Origin of the sequence: Actinokineospora sp. UTMC 2448 (assembly GCF_024760565.1) — a bacterium.
GTDB classification, from domain to species: Bacteria; Actinomycetota; Actinomycetes; order Mycobacteriales; family Pseudonocardiaceae; genus Actinokineospora; species Actinokineospora fastidiosa.
The window spans coordinates 1,933,597-1,949,684 of sequence record NZ_CP031087.1 but is presented as its reverse complement, the minus strand read 5'-3'; the positions used below and the strand labels follow the sequence as shown (position 1 = coordinate 1,949,684).

At 72.2% G+C, this 16,088-nt stretch carries 12 protein-coding genes; 7 read left to right on the top strand and 5 right to left on the bottom strand.

What is annotated here, in order from left to right:
* Positions 1-21: 21 nt before the first annotated feature.
* Complete coding sequence (locus Actkin_RS09310; RefSeq protein WP_258906714.1) at positions 22-1,098, top strand: NAD(P)/FAD-dependent oxidoreductase; 1,077 nt, start codon at positions 22-24, stop codon at positions 1,096-1,098.
* 280 nt (positions 1,099-1,378) lie between these two features.
* On the opposite strand, the gene Actkin_RS09305 is transcribed toward Actkin_RS09310, so the two are convergent.
* Positions 1,379-4,432 carry a S8 family peptidase gene (locus Actkin_RS09305; protein WP_258906713.1) on the bottom strand — a complete coding sequence of 1,018 codons (3,054 nt, stop codon included), beginning with the start codon at positions 4,430-4,432 and terminating at the stop codon, positions 1,379-1,381.
* 114 nt (positions 4,433-4,546) lie between these two features.
* On the opposite strand from Actkin_RS09305, the gene Actkin_RS09300 reads away from it, so the two are divergent.
* Positions 4,547-5,146 (top strand): hypothetical protein, encoded by a 600-nt coding sequence (locus Actkin_RS09300; protein ID WP_189213090.1) that lies wholly within the window; start codon positions 4,547-4,549, stop codon positions 5,144-5,146.
* On the opposite strand, the gene Actkin_RS09295 is transcribed toward Actkin_RS09300, so the two are convergent.
* The 3 genes from Actkin_RS09295 to Actkin_RS09285 form a co-directional block, all read right to left on the bottom strand.
* The gene (locus tag Actkin_RS09295) at positions 5,124-6,032 is read right to left on the bottom strand and encodes an alcohol dehydrogenase catalytic domain-containing protein (RefSeq protein ID WP_258906712.1); all 909 of its coding nucleotides are present in this window, start codon (positions 6,030-6,032) and stop codon (positions 5,124-5,126) included. The two genes, Actkin_RS09300 and Actkin_RS09295, sit on opposite strands and share 23 nt — an antisense overlap.
* 92 nt (positions 6,033-6,124) lie before the next feature.
* The gene (locus Actkin_RS09290) at positions 6,125-7,051 is read right to left on the bottom strand and encodes a hypothetical protein (protein ID WP_258906711.1); all 927 of its coding nucleotides are present in this window, start codon (positions 7,049-7,051) and stop codon (positions 6,125-6,127) included.
* A gap of 191 nt (positions 7,052-7,242) precedes the next feature.
* Complete coding sequence (locus tag Actkin_RS09285) at positions 7,243-8,211, bottom strand: methyltransferase domain-containing protein (RefSeq protein ID WP_258906710.1); 969 nt, start codon at positions 8,209-8,211, stop codon at positions 7,243-7,245.
* Between the two features lie 607 nt (positions 8,212-8,818).
* Between Actkin_RS09285 and Actkin_RS09280 the strand changes: the two genes are divergently transcribed.
* The 5 genes from Actkin_RS09280 to Actkin_RS09260 all read left to right on the top strand — a co-directional run bounded on the left by Actkin_RS09280 (position 8,819) and on the right by Actkin_RS09260 (position 14,422).
* Positions 8,819-10,114 (top strand): ABC transporter substrate-binding protein, encoded by a 1,296-nt coding sequence (locus Actkin_RS09280; protein ID WP_396122951.1) that lies wholly within the window; start codon positions 8,819-8,821, stop codon positions 10,112-10,114.
* Between the two features lie 75 nt (positions 10,115-10,189).
* The gene (locus tag Actkin_RS09275; protein ID WP_229787489.1) at positions 10,190-11,104 is read left to right on the top strand and encodes a carbohydrate ABC transporter permease; all 915 of its coding nucleotides are present in this window, start codon (positions 10,190-10,192) and stop codon (positions 11,102-11,104) included.
* Positions 11,105-11,211: 107 nt separating this feature from the next.
* On the top strand, positions 11,212-11,997 hold the full coding sequence (locus tag Actkin_RS09270) for a carbohydrate ABC transporter permease (RefSeq protein ID WP_229787491.1): 786 nt from the start codon (positions 11,212-11,214) through the stop codon (positions 11,995-11,997).
* Between the two features lie 2 nt (positions 11,998-11,999).
* On the top strand, positions 12,000-13,406 hold the full coding sequence (locus Actkin_RS09265; RefSeq protein WP_258906709.1) for a GH1 family beta-glucosidase: 1,407 nt from the start codon (positions 12,000-12,002) through the stop codon (positions 13,404-13,406).
* A complete protein-coding gene (locus Actkin_RS09260; protein WP_189213095.1) occupies positions 13,403-14,422 on the top strand; it encodes a LacI family DNA-binding transcriptional regulator in 1,020 nt (339 codons plus the stop codon). The genes Actkin_RS09265 and Actkin_RS09260 overlap by 4 nt, the downstream gene beginning before the upstream one ends.
* Here Actkin_RS09260 and Actkin_RS09255 read toward each other — a convergent pair.
* Positions 14,414-16,063: an ATP-binding cassette domain-containing protein gene (locus Actkin_RS09255; RefSeq protein ID WP_258906708.1), complete on the bottom strand. Its 1,650-nt coding sequence runs from the start codon at positions 16,061-16,063 to the stop codon at positions 14,414-14,416. The two genes, Actkin_RS09260 and Actkin_RS09255, sit on opposite strands and share 9 nt — an antisense overlap.
* Positions 16,064-16,088 lie beyond the last annotated feature (25 nt).

Genomic DNA, 16,088 nt, shown 5'->3' with positions numbered 1-16,088 from the left:
ACGAGACGGAAGGGGAAGACGATGATCGTGGTTCTCGGCGCGGGCTACGCGGGCCTGATGGTGGCGAACGCCCTGGGGCGCAAGGCGGACGTCCGGCTGGTCAACGAGCGGGACACCTTCGTCGAGCGGGTCCGGCTGCACCAGCTGGCCGCCGGGCAGGAGCTGGTCCGGCGCCCGCTGGCGAAGCTGCTGCGCGGTGTCGGGTTGGAGGTCGGGCGCGTGGTCGCGCTGGACCCGGCCGCGCGCACGGTCGGGCTGGCCGACGGGCGCGAGGTGGGGTACGACACGCTCGTCTACGCCCTCGGCAGCAGCGGCGACCTGTCGACGCCGGGCGCGGCCGAGCACGCCTACGACGTGGGCGTGCCTGCCGACGCGGCGCGGCTGCGGGACCGGCTGGCGGGCGGCGGCACGGTCGCGGTGGTCGGCGGCGGCCTGACCGGCATCGAGACAGCGGCCGAGCTGGCGCGGCCGGACCTCAAGGTCGTCCTGCTGACGGACCGGCTGGGCGCGGGGCTGTCGGAGAAGGGCCGGGCGCACGTGGCCGCGGTCTTCGCACGCCTGGGCGTGGAGGTGCGCGAGGGTGTCGCGGTGGAGCGGGTGCGCGCCGACGGGGTGGAACTGGCCTCCGGCGACCACGTGACGGCCGACGCCGTGGCCTGGACGGCAGGCTTCCGCGTGCCGGACCTGGCCCGCGATGCGGGGATCGAGGTGGACGCGGCGGGCCGCATGGTCGTCGACGAGACGCTCCGGTCGGTATCCCACCCGGACGTCTACGGCGTGGGCGACGCGGCCGCCGCCCGCATGCCCGGCGGCCAGGAACTGCGGATGGCGTGCGCGACGGGCCTGCCGTCCGCCCAGCACGCGGCCCGCGCCATCCTCGCCCGGCGTGCAGGCCGCGAGCCCGGCGCCCTGCGGTTCCGGTACTTCAACCAGTGCATCAGCCTGGGCCGCACCGACGCCCTGATCCAGTTCGTCGACCGCGACGACACCCCACGGGAACGCATCCTGACGGGCCGCCTGGCGGTCGCGTACAAGGAAGCCATCGTGCGCGGAGTGGTCGTCGCCGAGCGCCACCCGTGGATCCCGACCATGATCTAACCGCGCCGAGGTGGGCCGACGACGGTCCGCGCAGGGCAAGTCATCGGCGGGCACCTGGAGGGCCCGCGGTCCGCGGACTGGCCACTCGACGAGCCATCCGCATCCGAGCAGCGGCAGGCCCGCTTCGGACTGGACCTCGGACCACTGACCCTCCGCCTGATCTCCGACGATGTCACCTTCGTCGTAGACCAGGAGATGCGGTGACGACCGGAGAACCCCACGCCTCGCGCGCGGACCGCCTGCCGGACCTCACAGCGCTCTGGACCTTCCAGCCCTGACGTCAGATCCCGTACGCCCGCAGCACCGTCAGCTCCGCCTCGCTCCCCCGCTCGTCCACCGCCCGAGCCCGGAGTGACACGTACTCACCCGTGAGGTCGGGGACGACCGTCGTCGCCGACAGCGGGCCGGTTCGGGTCACGGGGAGTGGGTGCCAGGTGAGGCCGTCGTCGAAGGACGCCTCGATCGACAGGGTTGTGAACGGGCTGGGGTCGGAGCCGGTGTTGGGTTGGAGGGTGACGTCGATGGTCGCCGCAGCGGCCCGGTTGCGGAGGTCGAGATCGCGCGGGGCGAAGCGGATGGCGGTGATGGGCAGGCCGTTGCCGCCCTTCCCGAGGGGTTTCGGGTCGGTCTCCGGGCGCTGGGAGGTGAACGACCACGCCGCCGTCACCATGGGCGCGTACACCGACTTCCGCGTGGCCGTCGTCTCCAGCCGGTACCGGCGCGCCTCCTCCGGGACCTCGAACTGGCCCTGACCCGGCTGCCGCGTCTCCCCCACCTTCACGCCCTCGCGGAACAGCACCGTGCGGCCGTAATCCACTGCGGACAACCCGTACCGGTCGTTCGCCGAGTCCCCGAACAGCGGGATCGCCAGGCCGATCGTGTCATCGAACCGGGCCGCCCAGTCGCCGCCCGCCAACGACGGGCCGAAGACGGCGGTGTTCCAGTCCTCGCGGTGGACGCCGACGCCGTGCCGGACCGGGCCGCCCACCACGACCTGGTCGGTAGCCTGACCGCGGAGGTGGTGGAACTCCGCGGACCACGTCAGGTCGTCCACGTTGTGGTACTCCGTGCGCGCCACCGGCAGGTCGAACGGGACGCCGAAGCCGACCGCCGCGTCGAACCGGGGTTCGCGGGCGATCCACATCTTCATGCCGCGGTGCCGGGGCGCCTGACGCCGGTACGTCGCGTCCACCCGGGCCAGCTCCGCGTCCCGCACCGACCGGCTGAACCCGGTGGGGATCGGGCCGTACTCGAACCACGCCAGGTGGTACGCGCGGTTGCCCGGCGCCGTCCACGCGCCGCCGATGTTGCTGATGATGTCGTCCACCGGCGGCCCGACCTGGCCGAGATGGATGCGCTCGAACGTGTCCCCCAGCACCCCGGTCAGCACCGCGCGCGTGTCCGTGCTGCGGCTGTACCCCACGCCGACCGCCTTCGGCGTCACCCCGCGCGCGTCGAAGTCCACCGAGATCGGCCGCGCGGCCCGCGCGTCGATGACCAGCGTCGTGTCCCGGGTGACCTCGACGACCGGGTGCACCACCTTGTGCGAGTCCGCCGCCCCGTCCGGCCGCGGCGTCGCGACGACCCCGTCGACGTGGTACGTGCCGCGCGGGACGCGCACCGTGCCCACCCCGTCGATCGTCGGGATCGGCCGGTACCGCGAGTCCGCGCCGCCGAACAGGAAGCTGAAGTTGGCGTCGGTCAGCGCCCCGGTGGTGTCGACGGTGCGGATGGTGAGGTCGTAGCTCTCCGGCTCGCGGTCGATCGCCAGCGGCGTCGTCACGCCCGCCGCGGTGACGAACCCGCTGAGCTGCCCGTCGCCCGCGCCCGCCGTGACCTCCACCGACGCCTCGCCGCGCGCGGGCACGGTGATCGCGGACGCCGACAGCGTGAACGGCCCGGTGACGCCCAGGGTCAGCGGAACGGCCGCGTCGGTCGGGTTGCGGTAGGTCAGGGTGCGGGTCACGGGGTCGTCGGACGTCGACCGGCCGAAGGACAGCGCGGGCGGGTCCGCGGTGACCGCGACGCCGAGCGCGCGGTCGACGTCCACCCGGCCCGCGCCCTGGTCGTAGACGCTCTCGTCGATCGGGTGCGCGCTGCCCATCAGCGCGGCCTTGAGCTGCCGCCCGGTCCATCCCGGGTGCCGCTGCGCCAGGATCGCCGCCGCCCCGGCGACGTGCGGGGTGGCCATCGACGTGCCGCTGAGCGCGGTGTGCGCGCCGGTGCCGAACGAGTGCCGGGACCGCGCCGCCACCACGTCCACGCCCGGCGCAAGGATCTCCGGCTTGATCGCCGCGTCGCGCACGCGCGGGCCGCGGGCGGAGAAGCTCGCCCGCGCGTCGGCCCGGTCCACCGCGCCGACGGCCAGCGCGGCGTCGGCGGAGGCCGGGGAGCCGACGGTCTCCGCGCCGTAGCTCCCGTCATTGCCCGCCGCGACGACGAACAGCGTGCCGTGCTGGGCGCTGAGCCGGTCGACGGCCTGTTCGAGCGGGTCGCTGCCCGCCGCGTCCGGGCCGCCGAGGCTGAGGTTGACGACCTTCGCGCCGCGCTCGGCCGCCCAGCGCATGCCCTTGATGATGGCCGACTCCGGACAGCCGTTGGCCTGGCAGACCTTGCCCACGAGCAGCCGGGCGTCGGGGGCGATGCCGCGATAGCGCTCGTTGCGGCCTGCGATGGTCGCCGCGACGTGCGTGCCGTGGCCGTCGGTGTCGCGGGTGGACTCATCGGTGAAGCTGCGGATTTCGGCGACGCGGCCGCGCAGGTCGGGGTGGGTGGCGTCGACCCCGGTGTCCAGGACGGCCACGGTGACGCCCTTGCCGGTGTAGCCGGACTTCCACGCCGACGGCGCGCCGATCTGGACGGCGGTGTGGTCGAGCGTGGGGTGGCGCAGCCCGTCGAGCCAGACCGGGGCGTCCTGCGCGGCCCAAGCCGCGGCCATCCCGTGCTTCGCCCGCGTCTGGGGCTCCAATGTGGACCCGACGATCAGCGGGAGGTCGGCGCGGCGCTCGTCGCCGTAGCCGTCGCGGAGGAGCGCGGCGACGTCGAAGAGCCTGCGGTCGAGCGTGCCCGCGTTGACGCGCTGCCAGGCGTCGGCCGGGACGACGTGCAACTCGTCGCCGGTCCCGAGGGTGGCGAAGTGCACCGACTCGCGGCCGGGCGCCGGGGTGACCGCGGGGACCAGCCGGTCCCCGACCCGCCGCACGGTGACGTGGTCCCCCGTGATCAGCGTGATAGACCCGATGTACTCGTGGGTGACGGCCTGGGCCGGTTCCGCGCTCACCGGCGGGGCGATGAGCGCGAGCGCCGCGAGGGCGCAGGCCAGTTTCCTGAGCATCGGACCTCCGGCGTGGGCTGACTCCAGGCAAGTGGAGCCCGCCGACGCCGTCAACCCGTTGCCATTTACCGGATCCGCGGTTGATCGATTCGCCGCGGGGGTATCCACCCGGACATGAGGCTCTACGCCGAGACCGCATGGCGCGCCGCGCGCCAGGTCGCCGCGGACCTCGCGGCCCTCGCGTTCCTGCTGCTGGCGGTCTGGGTGGCCACGGCGGTGCGCGACGCCGTCCTGCTGCTGCGCGGCCCCGGCGAGGACCTCGCCGCGGCGGGCGACGCCATCGGCGGGGCGTTCACCTCCGCCGCCGACAGCGCCCGGGGCGTCCCGCTCGTCGGGGACGACCTGGCGGGCGCGCTCGGCCGGGGCACCCGCGCGGGCGCCGACCTCGCCGAGGCGGGCCGCACGCAGACGGCCGCGGTGGACGCGCTCGGGTTCTGGCTGCCGTTCGCCCTGATCGCCGTCCCCGCGCTGGCGCTGGCGCTGACCTGGCTGCCCAGGCGCGTCCGGTTCGCCAGGGACGCCACGGCCGCGGCCCGGCTGCGCGCCCAGGGCCGGGCCGGGCTGGAGCTGCTGGCCGCCCGCGCCCTGGTCAACCAGCCGCTGCCCCGGCTCGCCCGGCTGCGGACGACCGACTGGACCGACCCCGGCACCGTCGCCACCCTCGCCGACTGGGAGCTGCGGCGGCTCGGGCTCAGGGCGTCAAGACGGCCTTGAGGACCCGTCCGGCCGCCACGTCGTCAAGCGCGCGCTGGTGGTCATCGAGCGGATAGGCGGTGACCAGGCGCGCGAGGTCGGAGCGGGCGGTCAGCGCGGGCAGCAGCCGGACGTACTCGACCAGGTGCGCCCCGCTGAACGCCCACGACCCGAACACCGACAGCTGCCGGTGCACGATCTGGTGCGGGTTGATGAGGGTGTCCCCGGCGTCGGTGTACTGCCCGACGACGAGGTAGGCCCCGCCCCGGCGCGCCATCCGCAGCCCCTGCCCGACCGCGGCGGGCACGCCAGCGCACTCGATCACCAGGTCCGCCTCGGGCACGTCCGCGCCGATGTCGGCCCAGTCGTCGCCGATGCCCAGCTCCCTGGCCAGCGCCAGCCGCTCGGGCGGACCGCCGACGATGGTCACCCGCGCCCCGCCCAGCTGCGCCAGCGCCGCCGCCGCCAGCCCGACGGGCCCGGCCCCCTGCACGATCACACTCTCCCCGACCCGCACGGACCGCCGCTCGCTGAGCGCGTGCACCATCGTCGGCCCCGCACAGGCCAACGACATGGCGGCCACCGGATCAACACCGTCGGGCATCCGGATGACGGTGGTGCCGGGCTCAAGCCGGATGCGGTCCGCCCACGCCCCGGGCCGGTTGACGCCGTAGGTCCGCCGGTTCTCGCACAGCGTCGGCTCCCGGAACCGCGTGCACGCCTCACACCGCCCGCAGGCCCGCGAGGACGCCCACATCACGACGTCCCCCTCCGCGAACCCCTCCATCCGCGACTCGTGGACGGTGCCTAGCCCCTCGTGCCCGAGCACCAAGGGCAGCGGCACCGCCAGCCGACCCTCCCGCAGATGCAGGTCCGTCCCACAGATGCCCGCGTACGCAGGTGCCACGACCAACCCACCCTCAGGCGCGGACGGCACGGGGACGTCCCTGATCTCCAACGGACTCCCGAACCCGCTCAACACCACAGCCCTGGCCACGGTCACTCCCCTCGCCACACGGGAAGCATGTAGCCGCGCCGCTCGGGGTGCGCCTCGACGCGGACGAACTCCTCACCCGAGAGGTAGACGCAATCGATTCCCAGCCGAGCCATGTAGGCGATGCTGTCATCAGCAGGCCTGCCCGGAAACAGACCGGTCAGCCTCGTCACCGGTTTCGGGGAATGCGCCGCGTAGTCGAGCAGCTGGGCGACAGCCTCCCGCACCTTCTCCCTGGTCGTCAGGCTCTTCGCCTCGATGACCTCCGCCTCGTCGCCGTCCTCGCGGTAGAGGTCGGCCCGCCGTCCGCTGGCCGTGCGAAAGCTCCCGGTCGCTCCCACCTGCTCCTTGTACTTGTGCACCAGCGCGCTTTCGAGGCGGTAGGCGATGTCGACCTTGGCCGCCGTGCTCCGCAGAAAGGCGTCGGTGCGGTGCTGCTCGACAGCCACGAGTTCGCTCCTGGCCAACCGCTCCGCCAGCCCCTCGACGAGCCGTTGCTCGATGGCGGCCGACCGGATCTCGAAGGCCTCGACCACGGCTTCCACCTGCTCAGGGCGGATGAACCGCTGGCCGGTCAGCGGGTCCTTCCCGTTGAAGCCCGGAAGCGTGAGCAGGTCCTTGACGGGGCGTTCGACGTGGCGGACTTCGTCTACGCTGTAGACGAAGACGAAGGCGTCCTCCCCCTCGCTGTACCGCCACAGCGCGTCCGCGAACGGGACGTTGCTGAACACGTACCCGACCTCGCCGATGGCCTTGACCTTCGAGTCGCCGGTGAACAACACGACGTCGCCCTTCGACAACCGCCCCATCATGCGCTGATGCACCGCTCGGGCGCCCCAGAAGGCCGCCCTGCCTTCGGGATGGAGGGCGGTGAGAGCGGACCGCTCGGCATCGGCGAGGTGGACGCCGGGACCGTCGTGGCCGAAGTCCACCGACCGGGCCATCGTGGTGTCGAAGCGTCGCCTGGACTTCGGGTTCCCGTAGCAGGGCGCGATCATGATGTTCGGCGTCATCGCCCGGCGTTCCCCCTTGCGGCCCCTGGTGCGGTGAGCGGCAGTCTACGCGGCAGATCCCTTTCCACCCTCGGCACCAGTCGACCGCGGCTGTAGGGCGACGAGGGGTGTCAGCGCCGCCGTCCGGTGATGCCGACGGGCCACCAGTACTCGCGGAGGACGTCGTAGCCGCTTGCGGTGAACCAGGACTTGATCTCCGCGGACGTGTAGGTGTCGCGGTGTCTCGGGGAGAGGACGTCGAACCAGGTGAGGGCCAGTTCGGCGTAGTGGCGGCGGCGGGTGAGGATGCGGCCGTGGGTGGAGCGGGCCACGAGGGCGCGGACGCCCGGGAGGGCGGCGACGGCGTTGAGGACGCGGACCGCGGCCAGTGTCGGCAGGGACAGGAGTCGGGACAGGCGGTAGACGGTCGAGTGGCGCCACGAGTGCAGGCCGAACGGGCGCAGCAGGTCGCGGACGAGCACGAGTGGGCTGAGCTTCCGCTGGTACACCCACACGAACAGCTCCCCGCCCGGCCGCACGGCCTTCGCCAGTGACGCGAACGCCCCGCGCGTGTCACCGGTGTGGTGGATGACGCCGTTGCACCACAACAGGTCCACGCTCCCCTCCGGGAACGGCAGGGCGAACACGCTCGCCTGCACCACGTGCAGGTTCGGCAGGTCCGCCGCGGCCTTGCGCACCTCCGCGATCGCCGGGTTGAGGTCGACGGCGATGACCGTGGCCTCCGGGTGCCGCCGGGCGATCGCCGCGGTGAGCTTGCCGCTGCCGCAGCCCGCGTCGACGATCACCTTGCCCGCCAACGAGTCCCGCACGTCGAAGACGGTGTCGAACTGCGCCAGGTCCTCCTCGATCGTGCGGCCGAACACCGTGTCGGACTCGAACCCGCCGTCGTGGAAGGTCTGCCACTCGAAGCCGAAGCTGGCGGCCGCGTGGCTGTCCCGCGCCTCATCGGCGGCGAACCGGACCACCCCGTCCTCCACCGGGTAGACCACGTCGCATTCCTTGCACACCAGGCCGTCCGCCGCTTCCAACCCGCCGTGACAGGCCGGACAGGCCAACAAGGCCAGGGTCGACTCCCGCATCCCGCTCCCCCTCCGTCGCGTTGTCCCCGACTCACGCCGGAACATCGCGGTGGCGGCGGGCACGTCTCAGCGCGGAGCCGATCTTCACTCGATGAGAGCAGCCTTCCTTGCCGCACAACGGAAGGACTGCACCGAACGGACCTGATCCGGTGGGCGGCGGCAGGAGCGACTACCGCCGCCCACCGGCCGACCGGGGGACCGCCGGTCGGGGCGCGGGGTTGGGCTGCCCGTCCGAGGCGGGGCGGGACGACACCGCCTCGGACGGGCTCGTTCGCGGGGAGCGCTCACCTTCTGGGAGCGCTCCCAGCACAGGGTAACCACGACAAAACCGGCCTGTAAACCCCCGACTCCCCAGCGCATAGCCGCGACTGTCACACACCGAAGCGGCACGACTACCCGAAAGACTGCCGAAACACCACGTTTCCGCCGGTAGCACCCGCTTTGAACGACGTAACCCCAGCCGCCGAGCCCGAAACGTTACGTTGCACCTCCTTGACATGCGTTTGTGACCCCGAGCACACTGCTCCCACCCAGCTGGGAGCGCTCCCAGGAAGACCCGCACTGGTGACCCAGAGACGGCCACCGGCGCCAACCCATAGGGGTAGCTGTGCGTCAACTGTTCCGGAGGGCACTGGCCCTCAGTGCCGCGGTAACGCTCTCAGGCGGCGTGCTGGCCGCCTGCGGCTCCAGCGACGACACCGGAGGAAACGGCTCCGACGGCGGTCCCATCGAGCTGACCATCGGCACCTTCACCGAGTTCGGCTACGAGGACCTGCTGGAGGAGTACCAGCGGCTGAACCCGAACATCAAGATCAAGCACAACAAGACCGGCCAGGGCGGTCCGTACCACCAGCAGCTGTTCACCAAGCTCGGCGCGGGCTCCGGCCTCGAGGACGTCGTCGCGATCGAGGAGGGCCACCTCTCCGACGTCATGGCCAAGGCCAGCCTGTTCAACAACCTGCTCGAGATCGGCCCCAAGGACGTCACCGCCGACCGCTGGCTGGACTGGAAGTCGCAGCAGGCGACCACCAAGGACGGCAAGCTCATCGGCTACGGCACCGACATCGGCCCGCTGGCCATGTGCTACCGCAAGGACCTGTTCGAGGCGGCGGGCCTGCCCAGCGACCCCGAGGGCGTCAAGCCGCTGTTCGAGACCTGGGACTCCTACTTCGCCGCAGGCGACCAGTTCATCGCCAAGAGCGACGCCGCCTGGTACGACGCGAACGCCCAGATCTTCAACGCGATGCACAACCAGCTGCCGGTCGGCTTCTTCGACACCAGCGACCAGCTGGTGATCGAGACCAACGCCGACATCAAGGCCAACTGGGACAAGGTGACCGCCGCGAGCGGCCGCGGCCAGTCCGCTGGCCTGGTCGCCTTCAGCAACGAGTGGAACTCCGGCTTCAAGTCCGGCGCGTTCGCCACCAAGACCTGCCCGTCCTGGATGCTCGGCGTGATCAAGAACCAGGCCGGTCCGGAGAACAAGGGCAAGTGGGCCGTGACCGACGCCTTCCCCGGCGGCGGCGGCAACTGGGGCGGCTCGTTCCTCGCGGTCCCGACGCAGAGCAAGCACCCGCAGGAGGCCGCGAAGCTCGCCGCCTGGCTGACCGCGCCCGAGCAGCAGATCAAGGCGTTCGGCAAGACCGGCAACTTCCCCAGCCAGAAGGCCGCGCAGACCGCGCCGGAGCTGCTGGAGAAGACCGACGACTACTTCGGCGTCAAGGCGGGCGAGCTGTTCGCCAAGCAGGCGGCCAAGGTCGGCCAGGCGCAGTACAAGGGCCCCGGTGACGGCCGCATCCAGGAGAACGTGACCAGCCCGGCCCTGCAGTCGGTCGAGCAGGGCACCTCGCCCGCCGACGCGTGGGCGCAGGTGGTCGACGGCGCGACGAAGATCGCGAAGTAGCGCATGGCAACCGATCTGCAGGAGAGCCCGGCCCGCGCCCCCCGGCGCGGGCCGGGCTCCCCGGCGCGTCCGGGCATGCGCGACAAGCTCGCGCGGTGGGACGTCAAGCTCTCGCCCTACCTGTACGTCGCGCCGTTCTTCATCGTCTTCGGCATCGTCGGCCTGTTCCCGCTGCTCTACACCGGGTACGTCTCGCTGTTCGACTGGGAGCTCATCGAGGACAGCCCCGAGTTCATCGGGCTGGACAACTACGTCGACCTGATGGTCGACGAGCAGTTCTGGAAGGTGCTGGTCAACACCCTCAGCATCTTCCTGCTCTCCAGCATCCCGCAGATCATCATCGCGGTGCTGATCGCCTACCTGCTCAACACCCGGCTGCGCGCGCCCACGACGTGGCGCATCAGCGTGCTGCTGCCGTACGTGGCCTCGCTGGTCGCGCTGGGCATCATCTTCGCCAACCTGTTCGGGCCGCAGTTCGGCCTGGTCAACTCCATCCTGGAGACCTTCGGCATCGATCGGATCGATTGGCAGGCCGACCGGTTCTCCAGCCACGTGGCCATCGCGGTCATGGTGAACTGGCGCTGGACCGGCTACAACGCGCTGATCGTCCTCGCCGCGATGCAGGCCATCCCCCGCGACCTCTACGAGGCCGCGGTCGTCGACGGCGCGTCCTCGCTGCGCCGGTTCGTCAGCATCACGCTCCCGCTGCTGCGCCCGACGCTGATCTTCGTGGTCATCACCTCGACCATCGGCGGCCTGCAGATCTTCACCGAGCCCAAGCTGTTCTCCGAGATGCCCGGCTCGAACAACGGCGGCGCGACCAACCAGTACCAGACGGTGACGCTCTACATGTACCAGTCGGCCTTCGAGCAGCAGGACTTCGGCTACGCCTCGGCGATCGCCTGGGTGCTGTTCGTGATCATCATCGTGATCGCGCTGATCAACTTCCTGCTGACCCGCAGGCTGGCCGGAACGGGGTCCGGACGATGACCATGACCGGATCGCGCCCGACCGCCCTGCCCACCAAGGCGCTGCGGCGCAGCGCGCGCAACGAGAACCGGTCCTCCGGCGGGCGGGCCGGGTTCTGGACCTACGGGATGCTGCTGGCCTTCGTCGCGGGCTCGGTGTTCCCGTTCTACTGGCAGTTCCTGGTCGCCTCGCGCGACTCGTCGATGCTCACCGACAAGATCCCGCCGCTGCTGCCGGGCGGGAACTTCTTCGACAACGCCGCCCGGGTGTTCGACTCGGTGCCGTTCTGGAAGTCGCTGGGCAACAGCCTGATCGTGGCGGGCACGGTCACGTTCACGACGGTGCTGTTCTCCACGCTCGCCGGGTTCGCCTTCGCCAAGCTGCGCTTCCGCGGCCGCAACGGGCTGTTCCTGTTCGTCGTGGCGACGCTGGCGGTGCCGACCCAGCTGGGCATCATCCCGCTCTACATGGCGATGTCGGAGTTCGGCTGGACCGGCGAGCTGCAGGCGGTGATCGTGCCGAACCTGGTGACCGCCATCGGCGTCTTCTGGATGCGCCAGTACACCGTGGAGGCGGTGCCGTACGAACTGATCGAGGCCGCCCGGGTGGACGGCTGCTCGATGCTGCGCACGTTCTGGCACGTCTGCCTGCCCGCGGTTCGGCCCGCGGCGGCGTTCCTCGGCATGTTCACGTTCATGACGTCGTGGAACGACTTCCTGTGGCCGCTGGTCGTGCTCAACGCCGACAACCCCACCGTCCAGCTGGCCCTGGAGCGCCTGCAGTCGGGCTACTACATCGACTACTCGCTGGTGCTCGCGGGGACGACGCTGGCGACCGTTCCCGTTCTCATCGTCTTCGTCCTGCTCGGCCGCCAGATCGTGGCGGGCATCATGCAGGGCGCCGTTAAGGGGTGACCTTGTCCGTCCAGACTGCGTTCGACGAGGGCGGCACGACCGCTGAGACCCGGCGGTTCCCACCCGGATTCCTGTGGGGCGCGGCCACCGCCGCCTACCAGGTCGAGGGCTCCACCGCGGCGGACGGCCGCACACCGTCCATCTGGGACACCTTCAGCGCCATGCCGGGCCGGGTGGCGGGCGGGGACACCGGTGAGCCAGCGGCCGACCACTACCGGCGCATGCCGCAGGACGTCGCGCTGATGCGCGAGCTGGGGCTGGGCGCCTACCGGTTCTCGCTGTCCTGGCCGCGCGTGCGGCCCGACGGCGGCCCGGAGAACCCGGCGGGCCTCGACTTCTACGACCGGCTGGTGGACGAGCTGCTGGCGGCGGGGATCACCCCGGTCGCCACGCTCTACCACTGGGACCTGCCGCAGAAGCTGGAGGACCTGGGCGGCTGGACGGCGCGCGGCACCGCCCACCGCTTCGCCGACTACGCCGAGTCCGCCGCCCGCAGGCTCGGCGACCGCGTGCCGGTGTGGAGCACGCTGAACGAGCCGTGGTGCTCGGCGTTCCTCGGCTACGGCACCGGCGTGCACGCGCCGGGCCGCACCAGCGGCCGGGACGCGCTCGCCGCGGCGCACCACCTGCTGCTCGCCCACGGGCTGGGCATGCAGGCGCTGCGCGCGCACGCGCCGTCGGCGGCGTCGGGCATCACGGTCAACCTGTACCCGGTGTTCGCCGCCGACCCGGAGTCCGCTGCCGACCAGGACGCCGCCCGCCGGATCGACGGGCTGCAGAACCGGCTGTTCCTCGACCCGGTGCTGCGCGGCCGGTACCCCGAGGACGTGCTGGCCGACGTCGCCGAGTACGGGATGGCCGAGCACATCCAGGACGGCGACCTGGCGGTGATCAGCGCCCCGGTGGACTTCGTCGGGGTGAACTTCTACCGCGACTGGTGCGTCTCCGCTGTCGACACCGGCGACTTCGACCCCGGCTGGCCGGGCAGCGAGCGGGTGACGTTCCGCTCGCGCGGGCTGCCGGTGACGGCGTCGGGGTGGGAGGTGCGCGCGGCCGGGCTCACCGAGTGCCTGGTGGAGGCCGACCGCAGGTATCCGGGCATGGCCTGGTACGTCAACGAGAACGGCGCCGCCTACGACGACACCCTGGTCGACGGCACGGTGGACGACGCCGAACGCCTGGCGTACCTGCGCGACCACGTCGTCGCCGCGCACGCGGCGATCGAGGCGGGCGTGGACCTGCGCGGGTACTTCTACTGGTCCTTCCTGGACAACTTCGAGTGGGCGCATGGCTACGCGCACCGGTTCGGCCTGGTGCACGTCGACTACGCGACCCAGACCAGAACGCCGAAGAGCAGCGCGCGCTGGTATTCGCGCCTGGCCCGGGCCAACGCGGTCCCAGAGCGATGAGCGAGGCGATCGACCGCGCCCCGGTGACCCTGGAGGAAGTGGCCAGGGCCGCCGGGGTGTCCCGGTCCACGGTGTCGCGGGTGATCAACGACCTGCCGGGGGTGAGCAAGCGGGCCAGGGAGGCGGTGGCCGAGGCGATCACGTCGCTGCGGTACGTGCCCAACCAGGCCGCGCGCAACCTGGTGACTCGGCGGACGGACTCCATCGCGGTGGTGGTCTCGGAGAAGGGCGACCAGGTCTTCGGCGACCCGTTCTTCGCGGGCGTGCTGCGGGGCGTCTCGGCCGGGCTCGGGACGAGCCACAAGCAGCTGGTCCTGCTGATGAGCCAGGGCGACGCGGATCGGGACACGCTGGAGAACTACCTGTGCAGCGGGCACGTCGACGGCGCGATCGTCGTCAGCCTGCACGGCAACGACCTGCTGCCGCGGCGGCTGGTCGACGCCGGGCTGCCGGTGGTGCTGGTGGGGCGGCCGCTCGCGGGCGGGTCCGTGCCCTACGTCGACTCAGACAACCTGACCGGCGGGCTGGTCGCGGCCCGGCACCTGCTCTCGCTCGGCCGCTCGCGGATCGGGACGATCGCGGGCCCGGACGACATGGCGGTGGGCATCGACCGGCTGATCGGCTGGCGGCGCGCGCTCGGGGACGCCAAGCGCCCCACGGACGCGGTCGTGCACAGCCGGTTCTCCATCGACGCGGGCGCGCGGGCGATGGAGGAACTGCTGGAGCGCCACCCCGATGTGGACGCGGTGTTCGCCGCGGCCGACATCATCGCGGTGGGGGCCATGCAGTTCCTGCAGAGCCGGGGCGTGCGCGTGCCGGAGGACATCGCCATCGTCGGCTTCGACGACTCGGTGCTGGCGACGATGGCGTCACCGCCGCTGACGACCGTGCGCCAGCCGGTCGAGGAGCTGGGGCGGACGACGACGTGGCGGCTGCTGGCCCAGCTGGCCGGGGAGCGCCACCTGCCGCCGTCGATCCTGCTGCCGACCGAACTGATCCTGCGCTCGTCAGCCTGACCAGGCGTTGACCAGGCCCGCGTACTGCTCCGAGCGCCGGGCCAGGTCGGCGTGCGCGCCGAGCAGCGTGTGCCTGCCGTCGAGCAGGAGCACCCGCGAGGCGCGCTCGGCGGAGGACATGCGGTGGGCGATGACGACGAGGATGCCGCCGCGGTCGGCGATGGCCCGCTCCGCGGCGGCCTCCTGCCGGGCGGTCAGGTGCGAGGTGGCCTCGTCGAGGACCACGATCGGCGCGTCCGTGGCGTGGACGCGGGCGAGGGCGATCAGCTGGCGGTCGGCGGGGTCGAGCGCGCTGGCGTCGGCGTCGAGGTCGAGGTGGGCAGCGCCGACCTCGCGCGCGGCCTGGGCCAGGCGTTCGTCGGGGGCGTCGGGGTTGAGGAGGGCGATGTTCTCCCGGACGGTGCCCGCGAAGACGTAGGCCTCCTGCGGGGTGAACGCGATGAGGGCGGGGTCTATCCGCTCGACCGGGACGCCGCCGATCTCGACCGTGCCGTGCTGGACGGGGAGGAGCCCGGTGAGCAGCGCGGCCAGCGTGGACTTGCCGATGCCGGACGGGCCGACGACGCAGAGGTGGTCGCCGGGGCGCAGGTCGATGTCGAAGTCCGCGAGCACGGGCTCGGCGTGCTCGCCCCAGCGGTGGGTGAGCCCGCGGACGGTGATCTCCGTGGTGTCGGGCCGTTCGGTGCCGGGTTCGTGGTCGTCGGTCGAGGCGGCCTCGGCGAGCCTGCGCAGGGCGACGATCAGGCGGAGGATCACGGTGCTGGTGGTGGCGGCGAGGCCGTTGAGCGCGGGGTAGAGCGAGCCGGTGAGGTAGACGAGGACGCCGAGCAGAGCCGCACCGCTCATGGTCGGCGGGGCGGTGGCCAGCACCAGGACGACCGGGAGGAACGCCCCGACACCGACGACGGCGACCCGCAGCGCGGAAGCACTCGCCAGCCGGGTAGCCGCCCTCGCTTGCGCGCGGGCGGCCTCTCTCACGGTCGACTCGGCGGTGTCGTAGGCAGCGCAGGCGGCGATGTCCGGCAGCCCGGCCAGTGCCTCCCCGGCGACCTTGGCGGTGGCCTCGTCGGCCAGCGTCAACTCCCGCTGCCCCTTTGCCAAGGCAGGCAACAACACCACGAACGCCCCCGCGGCCCCGGCCACCGGCAGCGCCACCGCCCACACCACATCCCCCGCGACAACCGCGACTCCCAGGACCGCCGCCACCGCCGTGACGACCATCCCCCGAGCCTGCACCAACATCCCGGCCGTGGCGTCCCGCACGATCTCGACATGCTGGGAAATCCGCGCCACCGCCGACGCATCCGGCGCGACCCGATGCCCTGTCCGATCCCGCAGCACCCCCCGAACGACAACCCCCACCAACGCGTCCCGCACGGGCTCGACCACAGCCCCCAGCCGACTCCACACCAACCGCGCCCCCAACGCCCCCACGACGGCCACGCCGCCGAACGCCCCCAGCCAGGTGATGCCCTCGAGCGGTCTGCCCACCGCGAACCCTCGATCGATGGCGGCCTGGACGAGGGCGCCGGAGAGGAAGGCGGGGAGGCCTTCGAGGATGGAGCAGGCCACGAGCACCAGCCAGCCCCGCCACTGCGCCCCTAGTACCCGCCAGTACTCGGCGGCGGCCCCGCCCTTCACCGCACACCCCCCAAAGCCGTCCCCC